Source organism: Pyxidicoccus caerfyrddinensis (genome assembly GCF_010894405.1).
In the GTDB taxonomy this organism is placed as follows: Bacteria; Myxococcota; Myxococcia; order Myxococcales; family Myxococcaceae; genus Myxococcus; species Myxococcus caerfyrddinensis.
Genome location: NZ_JAAIYA010000040.1, coordinates 63,134 through 77,108, shown reverse-complemented (window position 1 = coordinate 77,108; position 13,975 = coordinate 63,134). Strand labels below are relative to the sequence as shown.

The window sequence follows — 13,975 nt, the reverse complement described above, 5'->3', positions numbered from 1 at the left end:
CAAACGCCGCTTTGGCGACCTCATCCCCGCCCGCAGCTGGGCCGCTCGCCAGCGCGACGTGCTGCTGCGTGGCATCCTCCACAATTGCGCCCTGCTCATGTCCGCATGAGGGTCGAGACAGAGCCAAGGAACGTTCCTTCCGCTAGCCTCGCGACGCGATGCTCGCGGCGGTGCGCACGCCGCCCACCGCCGTGGCCAGCGTGCTCTGTCCTGGGAACACCGAGTCCCCGACGAGCCACAGTCCGTCCATGACCTGCATGGGGCCCAGGTTCCGGTAGTTCGCGAACCCCGCGCGCCGGGGCACGCCGCCCACCGCGCCGCCCTCCCGCTGCGTGAAGCGCTGATACGTGCGCGGTGACGCCGTCATCGTGTGCGTGAGCCCGGCCATCCACTCGGGCGCCAGTTGCTCCAGCCCCGCGTGCATGCGCGTCTGGATGCCCGAGAGATACGCGCCCTGTTCCTCCGCCGACAGGCCCGCCAGCGTCTTCAGCGGCACGTGCGTGGACACCGTCACCGTGCGGTGGCCCTCGGGCGCGCGGCCCTCGTCCGCCGCGCCGCTGATGGACATGAACAGGTGGTTTCCCTCGATGAACGGCGCGCCCGCGTCGCGCACCAGCTCCAGGTGGTGCGCGCTGCCGCCTTCGTGCTCCGGCGCCTTCACCACCAGGTAGAGCATCGCCGCGCCCCAGCCCTCGCTGATTCGCTCGGACATCGCTCCCATCCGGGGGAGCTGCTCGGGCGGCTGGCCCAGCAACCGGAGCACTCCGCGCGGCAGCAGGTTTGCCACGACGTGCCGTGCCCGCAGCTCGCCTTTGCGCGACGACACGCTCCAGCCTCCGGGTACCTGAGTGATGGACTTCACCCGGTTGGCCAGCAGCACCGTGCCGCCGCGCGCCTCCACCGCCTTCGCCATCGCCTCCGCCAGCTTGCCGATGCCGCCCCGCACATGGCCCGTGCCTCGCCAGTAGTAGTCCATGGCCGCCAGGGCGAAGGGTGCCTCTGCCTCGGCCGCGCTGCACTGCACGGTGATTTGACAGAGCGCATCCAGGTACGTGCGCAGCGGCGTGAAGCCCGTGAGCCCCAGCGTCTCCAGCACCGCGCCCAGCGGCCGGCCCATCCACCGCAGCAGCGGCGCATACCGGAGCGCGCGCCCCGAGTGACGCAGCAGCGCCTTCACATCCAGCGGCGGCAGCAGGCCCGGGTCATCGAACAGTGGCCACAGCGCCTCGGCCACCTGGCCCTGCAACGCGAACAGGCGCCGGATGCCGGTGACAGGCGCGCCGGGCAGGGCGCAGAGGGACTCGATGAACCGTGCCTTGTCCCGATGCACCGGAAGCCGAAGTTCCGGCGTCCGCAGCTCCACCACCGGGTCCAGCCAGTCCACCGTCACCGCCATGCCGTGCTCGCGAATCCACCGGCCGAAGAGCTGGTGGGACTCGAAGCCGGAGAACAGCGTGGCCCCGGCCTCGAAGGCATGGCCTTCCCGCCGGAAGGTGCTGGCGCAGCCGCCGGGATAGTTCAGCGTCTCGCACAGCGCCACGCGCGCGCCTCGCCGCGTCAGCTCCAGCGCCGTGGCGAGCCCGCCGAAGCCCGCGCCCACCACCACCGCGTCGTACTCGATGCTCGACATCGTCCATGCCGTGAACCCGAGGCCGGCGGGCCCCCGGCCAGAGGAGCCTCACCTGTAACGCCTTCGGTACCGCGACCCTGGCCCGGTGCGGTGCCCCGCTCCTAACGAGGGCCGCGCTTCCAGGCGAGCCTTTCCTCTCGTGCGAAGTCCCATCCGCTCGGCGGCGGACGGTTCCCGGGCGGGCGGCCACTCAGGCCCGTCCGCCCGGGACTCCACTCACGTCACCCGCCGGCTCAGCGATACATGAGCGCCATGTTGTCCATGCGCACGCCCTGGCCGGGCGTGAACTCGAACATGCAGGCGTCGTCGGTGTAGCCCATGTAGTTGTGGATGGGGTCCAGCCCGGGGTCGGCCGGGCACGTGTCCAGCCCCGCCGTGCAGGCGCCCGAAGTGCCATTGGACCTCGGTGTGTCCGACACGCCGTCGTCCACCGAGCAGCCCTGCACCGTGTGATTCAGGCCCAGCCAGTGCCCCACCTCGTGCACGGTGCTGTCGCCCTGGTTGTACGGCGACGCCGTGCCGCCCGGCAGCGTCGAGTTCAGCATCACCACGCCGTCATTCACCGGGCTGGCAGCCTGGCTCCAGGGGAACGTCGCCCAGCCGAGCAGCCCACCGCCGGGGTTCGCCAGGTACAGGTTGAGCGACTCCTTGCCACCCCGGCGCAGCGCCGTCTTGGCCGCCCGCTCCGCCGAGCTGCCCGGTGACATCACATACCAGGTGGCGTTCGTCGTCCGCGTGGTGGCCACGTGGTCGAAGTAGAAGGGCGTGCCGCTGTAGGCCGAGTTGAGCACCGCAATCTGCGCGCTCACCACCGAGTCCGGCACATTGCCAGTCGTCGTGGTCGTCCCCGAGCGAAGCACGTGCACGTACGTGGGCACGCGCACCGTGCCCGGCAGCCGCATCGCGCTCACCTCGCGCGCCGCCAGTCGCGTCTCCACGCGCGCCAGTTCCGCCGCGTCCGCGTCCCCGGTGCCACATCGCGCCTCTTCCACCTCGGCGGGTTTCGGCTCCTCCACCGGCTCCAGCGTGCCACCACAGCCCCACGCCAGCAGGCCCCCCACGGTGAGCGCCAGCGTGCTGCTTCGCTTCATCCCCTGCATCCGCATGTCTCCTCCTGTGTGCCCAACGTCAGTCATGAACCAGGGAGAACCGTACTCCCCGGGAATGGAGGAAAACGAGGCGCGCCGCGCCAGGGCCGTGTCATTTCATTTCGGGTGCACGGTGACCCGGGGCCCGGCGCATAGACTGGGTGCGCCGCATCCACCGAAAGGTTCCGCCCGCTTGAACCGCTCACTCATCGCCGTCGGTTGTGCGCTCGTCCTGGGCTGTGCGTCCACGCAGAAGCCCGCTCCCGTGTCGCAGCCGAAGGCGCCGGAGGCCCGCTCCGCCCCCACGGAGTCCGGGCCGGAGCACCCGCGGTACCTCTCGCCCTCGGAAATCGCGAAGCGGCTGGAGGTGTCGGAGGTGTCCTACCGCGTGGAAGGGAAGGACTCGCCGCCGGGAGGCTGGGGAGACCAACTGTGGCCCCAGCGCGTGCAGGCGGTGGAGTTCCCCCGCGTGGTGGTGGAGAACGGCGAGCGCGTCGTCCGTGAGTGGCCGGAGAACCCGGCCGCGCGCAAGCTGCTCGACGAGGCCGAGCCCCTCTTCCAGGCGAAGAAGTACGAGGAGGCGGGGAAGCTCTACGCGCGCGCCACCGAGGTGTGCCCGGACTGCTACATGGCCTGGAACTTCCGGGGCGACGCGGCCTACTTCGCGGGAGACGCGGCCACCGGGCTGGAGCACTACCGCAAGGCCATCACCCTCAACCCGGATGACCACCGCTCCTGGTTCTTCCTGGGCAACGCGCTCGCGAAGCTGGGGCGCTTCGACGAGGCGCTCGACGCGTGGGGCATGTGCCTGACGCTCAGCCCGCGCTACTCCGTCATCCGCCAGTTCTTCCAGACCAACTCACACCTGGGGCTCGTCATCCGCGAGGACGCCATCGTCCCCCGTGGCTACGCGGAGCGCGTGGGCGAGGAGATCTCCATCCAGTTCGACCCCAACCACGACATGGGCTGGTTCGCCTTCGCCAACTGCAAGGCGCTGTGGCTGGGCGAGCCCTCGCACCGGAAGGAGATGACCGGCACCACCGAGGAGCACTTCACCTCGGTGGAGGAATTGGAGTGCCTGGGCACCGCGCTCGTCGTCCACGAGGACCAGAAGGCGCGGGGGAAGACGGACGCGTCGGACGCCACGCTGGACCGGCTGTATGTCATTGCGAAGGACGGGATGCTGCTGGAGGCCGTGCTCTTCGAGGTGGCCACCCGCGTGCACCCCCAAATCGTCCTCACCCTGGATGACACCGTCCGCCAGCGCCTGAAGGCCTACGTGCTCAAGCACGTGCTGGTGCCGGCGGGCGGCATCGACCTGTGAGGCCTACCGGGGCAGCTTGAGCCGGAGGGTGAAGACGTAGGACACGCTGACCGCCTTGCCCTGGTACGTCACCGGGCGGTAGCGCCAGCTCTCCAGCGCGTCCACCACCGCCTCATCCATGTGCGGCAGGCCCCTGATGACGCGGCAGTCGCGCACGCTGCCCTCCACCGTGATGACGCACTTGGCGATGAGCGTGCCCTCCACCTGGGCCGCGCGCGCCGCGGGCGTGTAGTCGATGGGGGTGACGCGCACCTGCGTCGGCGGCGTCATGCCCTGGCCGAACGGGAGAACCTCCGTGCCCGTGGGGCTCTGGCCCATGCCCCCTGGGAGCCCGGGGACGAGCGGCACGCCGATGGTCGTGCTGTTCGGGTCACCGTCCGGGTGGCCGCCGGCCACGCCCTCGCCCGGGTCCGCCACCTCGTCGGTGTTGTCGCTGGAGTCGGCAGGCGGCGGGTCCACGGGCTGCGGGTCCGCCGGCAGCGGCTGCACCTTGCGGGGGACGCGGTCCGGGTTGCGCGGGCGCGGCTTCGGGGCGTTGGCCTGCTTCGGCGCGGCGGGCGCCGGCGTGCCCTTGGCCAGGTTGGGGCCCACGCTCAGCCGGAGGACGTAGTCCTTCTCCGGCTCGGGCGGCAGCTCCGCGGGCCTCGCGGAGATGAAGAGGACCACGGCGAACAGCGCCGCGTGCACCCCGATGGACAGCCACATGCCCGCGCCAAGACGCCCTGCCCGCTGCCGCTCGATGACTGACTTGAACATGGTGGAAGGCCTCCTCCAAGGACGGGCGCTCCCGGCATCCGTCCGCTCCCCACGGACGGATGCCGACGTGTTCGGTTGCTTCTGGAGCGCCCTGACCACGCAAGAGTCAAACTACGCAGTCGCCGTCTCGGAATGGCCGTGAGTCGTCCATCTTCTGGTCACGGTTTTGTCATGGGAAAAGCCCGCCCGCTCCAGGTGCGGCTGCCCTCCGGAAACAGCACCGCCCTCCTTCCCGCGAGAGGAAAGGAGGGCGGCGACATCACTCATCACCCGTGCACGAGGGCGCGCTACCGGGGCAGCTTGAGCCTGACGGTGACGTGATAGGACACGGACACCGGGCTGCCCTGGAACGTCACCGGGCGGTAGCGCCGGGTCTCCAGGGCTTCCACCACCGCCTCGTCCATATAGGCCAGGCCCTTGAGGATGCGGCAGTCCCGCATCTGTCCCTCCCGGGTGATGACACACTTGGCGATGAGTGTGCCTTCCACCTCGGCCGCGCGCGCCAGGGACGTGTACTCGATGGGGGCTCCGCTCAGCAGCACTGGCGGCGTCATGCCGTCGCCGAAGGCAACGTTCTCCACGTCCGTGGCCCTGCGCACCAGGTCCGAGGGGACGCTCGTGGGCAGCGGACCGTCGGGGAGCAGGCTGTCCGGGTCGCCGTCCGGGTGGCCCTCGGGCTCGACGCGGATGGCGGGCGTGGCGACCTCGTCATCCCTGCCCGGGGACGGCGTCGGGTCGGGCTCCGGAGGACGCGGCTCCACAGGCGGCGGGGGCGTGCGGGGCACGCGGTTCCTGTCCCGGGGCTTGGGGCGGGGGGCGTTGGCCTGCTTCGGCGGCGCGGGCGCCGGGGTGCCCCTGCGCACGCTCGGGCCCGGTGGCCTGAAGGGCAGGCAATCGATCACGTACTGCTCGGGCGGTTCCGGAGGCCGCGCGGAGATGAACAGCACCGCGGCGAACAGCGCCGCATGCACGCCGATGGACACCCACGTCCCCGTCCCCAGTCGCCCCGCTCGCTGCCGCTCGATGACCGACTTGAACATACCGGCTGCCTCCCGCATCGACGGGCGCTCCCGGTGAACTCACCGCTTGCGCGCGGCAGGCGACACCGGCGTGGGCGGATGGCTCTGGAGCGCCCTGTCCACGCGCGAGTCAACCTACGGGTCGGGCACAGCGGGATGGCCGTGGGCCGGCCATCTCTTCATCACTGTTCTGTCACGGGGCGAAAAGCTCCATCCGGTAGCCCACGCCGCGAATCGTGTGGATGGTGAACCCGGACGTGCTCGTCCAGCCCAGCTTCTTCTTCAGGCTGGAGACGAAGTTGTCCACCGTGCGCGGGTCCACCACCACGTCCCGGCCCCACACCGCGTCCAGGATTTCCCCTCGCGGCAGGGCCCGGTCCTTGTGGCGCAGCAGGAAGGCGAGCAGGTCGAACTCGGTGCGTGTCAGCTCCACGTCCGTCCCGTCCGGCTTCGTCACCGCGCGCCGGCCCAGGTCCAGGGTGAAGCCGCTGAAGGTCATCACCTGCGGCGGGGGCGTGCCGGCCCTGCGCACCAGCGCGCGCACCCGCGCGAGCAATTCCCGCAGCCGGTAGGGCTTGGTGAGGTAGTCCTGCGCGCCCGCCTCGAAGCCGCGGAGGATGTCGTCCTCCAGCGAGCGCGCGGTGAGCATCATCACCATGCTCTTCACGCCCTGGGAGCGCAGCCGCCGGCAGAACGAGTAGCCGTCCTCGCCCGGCAGCATCACGTCCAGGATGAGCAGGTCGAACTCGCGCTCGCGCAGTAGCGGCTCGGCGTCGCGGGCGGAGGGGGCCTCGGACACCACGTAGCCCTCGTCCTGGAGGTTGTCGCGCAGGCCGACGCGCAGGTGGGCGTCGTCCTCGACGATGAGGACGGAGGGGCGGCTGGTCGGGTTCGGAGTGGCGGTGGTCATCGGTACGACTCGTGAAAGGTGAGAGCGAAGGTGGTGCCTTCAGGACTGGAGGTGGCCACCTGGATGTCGCCTCCATGCAGCCGCATGATCTTCCGGCAGAGCGCCAGTCCCAGGCCACTGCCGTGGACCTCCGGCCCCGGCTGCGTCAGCCGGTAGAAGTCCTGGAAGACGTTCTCCCATTCGTCTTCCGGCATGCCCACGCCGTTGTCGCGGAATAGCACCGTGCAGCCATGGCCGGGAATCGTCTGCGCGCTGACGGAGATGCGCACCGGGCTGCGCCGGTTGTAGGCGCACGCGTTGCGGCCCAGGTTGGCGAAGAGCAGCCGCAGCAGCGAGGGGTCCGCCTCCAGCTCCGCGTCGCCCACGTCCGTCACCAGGTCCACCGGCACCGTCGTGGCGCTGGCCAGGTCGTCGCGCAGCGGGTTGACCAATTCCTCCAGGCGCACGCGCGAGGTCCGCAGCTTCCAGCGGCCCTTGTCGATGCGGTTGAAGGACAGGATGTTCTCCACGAGGAAGTGCAGCCCGTCGGCGGCCTGGACGATGCGGGCCGGGTAGTCGCGCACCTCGGGCGTGTGCGCCAGCTTGCGCTCCAGCGTCTCGCCCAGCAGGCGGATGGAGGCCAGTGGCGTGCGCAGCTCGTGCGAGACGGTGGCCACGAAGTCGCTCTTCAGCTCCAGGAAGCGGTACTTGCGCTGCTGCGACACCACCGACAGCGCGAAGATGGCCATCGCCAGCGCGCCGCACACCGCCACCAGCACCGTCTTCAGACCGTAGCGCGCCTCGATGTCGGCCTCCGCCCGCGCCCACTGCGGCATCTCCGCGCGCACCCGCAGCGTGCGCATCGGCTGCACCGGACGCTCGGTCTTCAGGCTCAGCGTGCCGTCCGTGTCGAGCAGGCGGCGCGCGCGCAGGTCGTCCGCGATGGGGCGCAGCAGCGCCACCACGTCCACGGCGATGCCGTAGACCGCCTCCTCGTTCTTGGGCTCCACGTACCACTGCTCGCCAATCAGCGTCGGCTCCACCAGTCCGTCCGGCATCACCAGCATGCCGGCGCCCACCTCGCCCGCGCGGTCCAGGAAGTCACGGGTGGGCTCGCCCAGCGTGGTGCTCAGCCGGACGATGTGCTCGTGGAGGAAGTCGAAGTCCGACTGGGTGAAGCGCGAGCGCTCGCGAAGCAGGTCCCGCTGGAGCCCCGAGGCCCGGGCGAAGCCGCCGAAGTCCTCCGGCAGGCCCTCGCGCAGCAGCGCCCGCACCAGCGGCTCCGTGTCCTTCCCGCGCTGCAGTCGCTCCAGGGTCAGCACCAGGAAGGGCAGCTCCTGCACCGCGGGCAGCGGGTTGGCGGCGTGGTAGCGCAGCAGGTCCTCCACCAGCCGCCCCACGCCCCGGGTGTTCCGGGCCGCGAGCGCCGCCTCCACCGCGCGCAGCCGCGCCAGGCGCTGCTCCCACTTGCCCGCGGGCGAGCCATCCGCGAGGTGCGCCTCGAGCACGAGGTACGCGTCTTTCGCGGGCGTCCGGTAGCCGGCGCTGGGGCGGGTGATGCGGGGCAGGAACTGGTAGTTGCGGAAGAGGAGGTAGAAGCCCTCGGCCGGGGCCAGCGGGTCTCCCACCGCCTCATGGAGCGCGGGGATGGTCTCCTCGAGCTGCCGGGCCAGGCTCTGGCGGAGCGACTCGGAGGCGGCGTGCTCCAGCGCCTCGCGGCGTGAGCGCACCTGGGCGTGAGCATCCTCGCGCTCCTGGCCGAAGATGCGCTGGAGGCTGAACAGCCCCCAGCCGAGGGCCAGGAGGCCGCAGCCCAGGGCCACGAGGGTGGGGAGGAGCCGGCGCAGCATGAGAGTGCGACGCTGACTATCGCACAGCCTCCGGCCCCCCGAGGCTTTTCGCGTGGGCCTGGAGGCGGAGGCGAGTGTCCTCGGAGGGCGGACGGGCGGGCTTCCGGTCCACGGGCCGACAGCGCGGTGCGGCGGGCGATGGCGCCGGGGCCGCACGAGGGAAAGCCTGGGGGGCAGGAGGCTGCCCCGCATGCGCGTCGTCTTTCCGCTGTCGCGTCCCTGGCCTGGAGGCCCCGTGGTGCTGTGGGGCGGAGCGCTCCCCGCCGGCAGCCTCAAGTACCTCACCTTCTCGCGCTACCTGGAGTCTTCACTCCCGGAGGGGGCGAGGGGGCTGGTGGAGCTGTCCGGGGCGGCCACCGCGCTGGCGCTGGACGCGCTGGGGCGGGAGCGGGGGCTGCCGGTGGTGGCGGTGACGGACGCGGCGGGGACGGGCTACCTGCGGACCAACGGGTTCGGCGGCGAGGTGCGCACCGTGCGCGGGCTCTCCGAGGCGTGGGAGCTGGCGAGGGGCTACGAGCGCGCCGGGTGGTGCTGGCCGCGGCAGCTCGCCAACGGGGAGTTGGTGGAGTGCGTGGCGTCGTGGGCCGTGCGGCTGCGCGAGGTGGTGCGCGACGTCTTCCCAGCGGTGCGCAGCGTGGTGTGCGGCTTCGGCACGGGCGCCACGGTGGTGGGGCTGCACCGGACCTTCACGTCCGCGGGCTACGAGGTGGTGGGCGTGCAGCCCGCCCCGGGGCGCTCGCTGCCCGGCTGGCGGCGCTGGGCGGAGCAGAGCCTGGGGGAGACGGACCTCTTCTACCCGTACCGGGAAGAGGTGGCGCTGGAGACGGCGAGGGCCCGGGACTCGGATGGCCTGGGCGCGCTGCTGGCCTGGGCGCGCGAGGAGCCCAGGCCGGAGGAGGTGCTCATCATCTCCCACAACGCGCGGCCCCCGGGAGGCTGAGGCGGGCTACGGCTGCTCCCCGCCGGCACGCTCACCGCGAGGCCCGCGCTGGCGGCCGCCGTTCCCCCACTCCTCGCGGCGCAGCTCCTGGTACTTCGCCTGCTGCTCCTCGCTCAGTAGCGAGCTCATCTCCTGGTCCGTCTGCTGGCGCTCGGCGCGCAGCTCCTGGCGGATGTCGCGCGGGTTCTTCGTGCCGGCCTGCACCTCGGCCATGAGCGCCTGGCGCTTGGAGTCCTCGGCCTGCATGCGGCGGGTGAGCGCCTGCTCCTGGTTGTAGTTGAGCTTGGCGTCGCTCACGAACTGGCGCAGGCGCTCCGCGCGCTGCGTCTGGGACTGGACCTGCGCCTGGGCCCACTCCTGCTGGCGAGCCTCGCGCTGCTCGTTGCGCATCTCGTCCTGCACGGCGCGCACGGCGTCCTTCAGGTAGGTGCGTCCACCCTCGGAGTTGAGCGCCTCGCCCGCCACCATGCCGCGCACCTCGGCGCGCAGTTGCTCCAGCTCCGCCGTGAGCGCCGCGGGGGCCGCCACCATGCCGCCGTCCGCGGAGATGGCGGGCCGCTGCTCCAGTGTCATCAGCCGCCGGGACAGGCCGAGCGCGGTGTCCTCCAGCGCCCGCACGCGCCGCTCCAGGTCCTCCACGTCGGCGGCGGCCATGGCGGGGGGAGCGTCATCCTGCGAGGGAGGCGGCGTCGCGGGCTCACCGCGGCCCATGAGGGAGACCGCGAGCGCCGCCGAGGCCAGGACGAGGGAAGCGATGCCGAGGAACTTGTTCATGTCTGCTCCGACGCGGGAAGGAGGCCCGTATTCCATACCCCGCTTGTGCGCCTGGCTCCACGCACCGTCCGGGTGGGCCGCCGGCCTCAGCGCCGCTCGGCGGGCTTCGTCGGGTCGTCCATGTCGATGGGGCCCTGGCCCGGGCCGTGCTTCATGGCGCAGTCATCACACATCCAGAACCGCACGATCATCCCGTTGTCTCCATTGGAGATGAACGTCGAGCCGGCCACGGCTCCGCTCTCGGTCCTCTTGCAGGAGATGCACGTGTGGGGCGACGGGCTCTGGGGCATCCGGGTCCTCGGGGGCGGAAATGAAATGAAATGGACCGACATCATGCGGATGCCGGTCCAGGAAAGACAAACCCTTCGCTGTCAGCGCGGCCCGGCGCTCAGCCGATGGCCATCTGGTAGCCGCCGTTGGGGTTGGAGTTGAGGAAGTGCTTCAGCTGCTCCGGGGTGACGGTCTTCACGTTGGCGTCGGCCGGGTCGCGGACGATGAAGTTGCCCTTGTCGTCCATGCCCGCCACGGTGACGTAGTGGCCGGAGGTGCGGCCCTCGTTCTGGTGGGGCGGCATGGCGTGGTAGTCGCCGTTGGCCACCACCAGCTTGCCCTGCTTGAGCTGGTCGGCAATCCAGTCCACGTTGGCGCCGGGGCCCTTGGTGACGGCCTCCTTGCCCATGGCCTTCGCCATCTTCGCGATGCCGTTCACGTCGGTGCCGTTGCCGCTGGTGCCGCCAATCTTGCCCAGGTGGTTGATGAGCTGGGCGTCCGTCATGTCCTTGCCGTAGCCGACCGCGCGCGCAATCTGCGCCATGGACGTGGGGCCGCAGTTGGCCGGGCCGTTCCAGTAGTTCCCGTCCTTGCCGGCCGGGTTGTACTGGCTGATCTGCGGCACCTTGCTCGCGTCCACCTTGCCGTTGTTCGTCACCGGGGCGGCGCCGTCGGTGGGGTTGATGTTGACGGGGTTGGGCTTGTTCGCGCCGGGCGCGAAGCTGCTCTGGTCCGAGCCCGCCACGCCCGGCAGCTTGATGCTGTCGCCGGCCATGATGAGGTTGGGGTTGGTGATCTTCGGGTTCAGCGCCTGGATCTGCTTGATGATGTCCCAGTGCGAGCCCTCCATCCCCTTCGCCTTGAGCTGCGAGGCGATGCCCCAGAGGGTGTCACCGCTCTTGATCTTGTAGTCGGAGTCGCCCACCGGCTGGCGCGAGCCCGGTGAGTCGGTGCCCGGCTTGCTGCCGGGGGTGTTGCCACCCGGTGTGCTGCCGGGGGTGTTGCCACCCGGCGTGGTGGTGTCGGGGACGTTGGCGGTGCCCGTCGGCGTCTTGCCGCCCGGGAACAGGGTGTTGATGTGGTTCTGAATCTTGCTCTGGTAGTCGTAGCCGCGCGCGTCGTTCATATTGCCCGCGCCGCGGTGCCACTCGCGCGCGGCGGCCAGGCTGCTGCCGTGCTTCTTCGTCAGGTCGCCAATGGTCTTCGCGAGGAACTCCAGTTGCTTCTCGGGCGGAATCGTCTTCGCGTTGGCGCCGCGCCCCACCTGCATGCCGGCCCACTTCTCGAACGAGGGGAGCAGCCCGTTGTCATCGAGCCCGATGAGCCCGTGGCCGGTGCCGTCGCGGTGCACGCCGTGGTTCTTGAACGAGGACTCCTGCGCGACGATGCCCGCCAGCACCTTGGGGTCCGCGCCGTACTGCTTCGCGTACTTCTCGATGTACGGCCAGACCTGCTGGAGGCTGAGCTGCGCGTCCCGGCCCTGCGGAAGCCCCGACGCCTGCGCCGCCGTGGGCGCGTAGGTCTGCGGACGAGAGTCGATGCGAGGGGAGGTCATGGCGCGCTCCGGCTTTCAGGAGTGGGGTGACTGCTTACAGGAGGAATTGTCGTACCTGCGGTCGGAAAGTTGCCTGGCCGTGGGTCGACTCCTCGCCGCTGACCTCGCGAGCGCCAGAAACACAGAAGCCGCGCGCAGGCCCCGGACAACGGGTCGGCGCGCGGCTTCGTTTTCAGGGGCACCCGGCGCGTTGCCGGGGCCTTTCATGCGGTGGGACTAGGCGTTGCGGCGGACCATCGCGACCTCGAGCTGACGGTCGGTGACGTAGCCGGTGGCCTTGCTGCCCTCGCGGTACATCTTCCCGTTGTCATCCACGTAGAAGCGGTTGTTCGGGTTGGTGTCGGCGCCCTTGGCCTTCTGCGTCGTCCCCGGGTCGTGGAAGGTGTAGTAGGTGCGGCCCTTGTCGTCGACGCCGCGGCCGGTGATGACCACGAAGTGGTCCGTGAGCTTGTCCGCGTTGTAGTCGGAGTCCTTGTGGCTGACGCCCACGACGACGGGCTTGCCCGCGTCGAGCTGCGAGTCGATGTACTTGCGGCCCTCGGCGGCCTTCTTCGGGTCCACCGTCACCTGGCCCTTGGAGTTCTCGCTCGTGGCCACCTGGATGCGCTTGTCCGGGCCCGTCACGGTGGCGCCGGCCGCCTTGGCCATGGCCACCGCCGCGTTGAAGCACGCGGTGTCGTTCGGGGTGTAGCCGTGGCCGCCCTCGAACTGGCTGAAGTAGGGGACCTTGACCTTCGTCGCATCCTTCGAGCCCGGCTTCTCGACGGGGGTCGAGTCCTTGACGGGCTTGGACTCGGGCTTCGTCTCCGGCTTGGTCTCCTGCTTCGTCTCGGGCTTCGTCGTCGGGCCCGCGGCCTGCTCCTTCTTGAGCTGGGCCAGGGCGTCCTTCGACTCATTCACGAAGCGGTTGGCGACGCTCTCCTGCACCTTCGCCGAGTTCTTGCGGAAGTGCACCAGCTCGCCGTTCTCGTTCTTCCGGCCGCGCTCGGCGTAGACGGCCTTGATGATGTCCGCGTCGCTCATCTTCGACGGGTCCTTGCCCTTGAGCGCGGCCTTGAAGATGTCGTCGGAGTTGTTGCGGTGCTGGACGGAGGTGGACCAGGCCACGTCCTGCAGCGCCTTCGAGCGCGTGGTGACGTCCAGGCCGGTGGCCTTCTTGATGTCGGCGACGGCGGGGTCGTAGTGCGTGCGCTTGATGGCGTCGTGCTGGGCCTGGAAGAAGCGCTCCGGCTCCTTCTTGGCCAGGTCCTTCCACGCCTTGGTGAACTCGGCGCTGCCGGGCGTCTTGCCGGACAGGGCCTTGTGGTAGTCGGGGTAGGTGTTCTTCAGCCCGTCCACGAACTCCTTGGCGGAGCCCGTCTTGGTGGCGAACTGGTAGGAGCCGTAGGACACGCCGCCCGCGTCACCGCTGCCGGTGGAGACGGTGCCGGGGCCGGTCGCCTCGTACTTGCGGCTCAGGCTGCCCAGGTCCGCCGGGGTCTCGCCCTTCTTGGTCTCCGTGGGCTTGGTGTTCGTCTCAACGGGCTTCGTGGCCGGCTTGGTGGGCTGATAGTTGTCCACCTTCGGCTGCGTCTTGCCCTTCGTGGAGTCGGTCGGCTTCGCGTCGAAGCCGTCGTTGACGCGCAGGACCTGACCCGCGCTGATGCGGTCCGGGTTCTTGATGTTGTTGGCCTTGGCCAACGCATCGACGGTGGTGTTGTAGCGCTTGGCGATGGCCGACAGCGTGTCGCCTGACCGCACCTTGTAGTTGCTGACGCTCGTCATGGTCCGCTCCCCGCACGGAGGCTTGCGGCCCCCGGCTCGCTCGACACGCAGTCGAGGATTTCCCTCTATTATCTAGGAGTTCCGTCGTTTGTTGCGTGGGCGGAAGTTTTCGGGGC

Annotated in this window: 12 protein-coding genes; 2 read left to right on the top strand and 10 right to left on the bottom strand. The window is 70.4% G+C overall.

Translation table 11 applies throughout. The annotated features are described in order from the left end of the window. Positions 1–142: 142 nt before the first annotated feature. Both G4D86_RS48860 and G4D86_RS48855 read right to left on the bottom strand, forming a co-directional pair. Positions 143–1,630, bottom strand: coding sequence for a phytoene desaturase family protein (locus G4D86_RS48860; RefSeq protein WP_164002473.1), 1,488 nt, complete (start codon positions 1,628–1,630; stop codon positions 143–145). A gap of 233 nt (positions 1,631–1,863) precedes the next feature. Continuing rightward, complete coding sequence (locus tag G4D86_RS48855; protein WP_240360917.1) at positions 1,864–2,721, bottom strand: zinc metalloprotease; 858 nt, start codon at positions 2,719–2,721, stop codon at positions 1,864–1,866. A gap of 190 nt (positions 2,722–2,911) precedes the next feature. On the opposite strand from G4D86_RS48855, the gene G4D86_RS48850 reads away from it, so the two are divergent. Continuing rightward, the gene (locus G4D86_RS48850) at positions 2,912–4,042 is read left to right on the top strand and encodes a tetratricopeptide repeat protein (protein WP_240360916.1); all 1,131 of its coding nucleotides are present in this window, start codon (positions 2,912–2,914) and stop codon (positions 4,040–4,042) included. A 3-nt stretch (positions 4,043–4,045) separates the two neighbouring features. Here the strand turns inward: G4D86_RS48850 and G4D86_RS48845 are convergent, their stop codons facing one another. The 4 genes from G4D86_RS48845 to G4D86_RS48830 form a co-directional block, all read right to left on the bottom strand. Further along, positions 4,046–4,798, bottom strand: coding sequence for a TonB family protein (locus G4D86_RS48845; protein WP_164002469.1), 753 nt, complete (start codon positions 4,796–4,798; stop codon positions 4,046–4,048). Positions 4,799–5,085: 287 nt separating this feature from the next. Beyond that, positions 5,086–5,838, bottom strand: a complete 753-nt coding sequence (locus G4D86_RS48840; RefSeq protein WP_164002468.1) for an energy transducer TonB — start codon at positions 5,836–5,838, stop codon at positions 5,086–5,088. Between the two features lie 172 nt (positions 5,839–6,010). Continuing rightward, positions 6,011–6,727 (bottom strand): response regulator transcription factor, encoded by a 717-nt coding sequence (locus tag G4D86_RS48835; protein WP_164002466.1) that lies wholly within the window; start codon positions 6,725–6,727, stop codon positions 6,011–6,013. After that, positions 6,724–8,556 (bottom strand): sensor histidine kinase, encoded by a 1,833-nt coding sequence (locus G4D86_RS48830; protein WP_164002464.1) that lies wholly within the window; start codon positions 8,554–8,556, stop codon positions 6,724–6,726. Before G4D86_RS48830 ends, G4D86_RS48835 begins: the two co-directional genes overlap by 4 nt. 190 nt (positions 8,557–8,746) lie before the next feature. On the opposite strand from G4D86_RS48830, the gene G4D86_RS48825 reads away from it, so the two are divergent. Continuing rightward, positions 8,747–9,496: a pyridoxal-phosphate dependent enzyme gene (locus G4D86_RS48825; RefSeq protein ID WP_205520395.1), complete on the top strand. Its 750-nt coding sequence runs from the start codon at positions 8,747–8,749 to the stop codon at positions 9,494–9,496. 6 nt (positions 9,497–9,502) lie between these two features. On the opposite strand, the gene G4D86_RS48820 is transcribed toward G4D86_RS48825, so the two are convergent. The 4 genes from G4D86_RS48820 to G4D86_RS48805 form a co-directional block, all read right to left on the bottom strand. Further along, on the bottom strand, positions 9,503–10,270 hold the full coding sequence (locus G4D86_RS48820; protein ID WP_164002463.1) for a hypothetical protein: 768 nt from the start codon (positions 10,268–10,270) through the stop codon (positions 9,503–9,505). Between the two features lie 86 nt (positions 10,271–10,356). Further along, a complete protein-coding gene (locus tag G4D86_RS48815; RefSeq protein WP_164002461.1) occupies positions 10,357–10,500 on the bottom strand; it encodes a hypothetical protein in 144 nt (47 codons plus the stop codon). A gap of 158 nt (positions 10,501–10,658) precedes the next feature. Then, a complete protein-coding gene (locus tag G4D86_RS48810) occupies positions 10,659–12,095 on the bottom strand; it encodes a C39 family peptidase (RefSeq protein ID WP_164002459.1) in 1,437 nt (478 codons plus the stop codon). 216 nt (positions 12,096–12,311) lie between these two features. Next, a complete protein-coding gene (locus tag G4D86_RS48805) occupies positions 12,312–13,859 on the bottom strand; it encodes a LysM peptidoglycan-binding domain-containing protein (protein ID WP_164002457.1) in 1,548 nt (515 codons plus the stop codon). Positions 13,860–13,975: the final 116 nt, after the last annotated feature.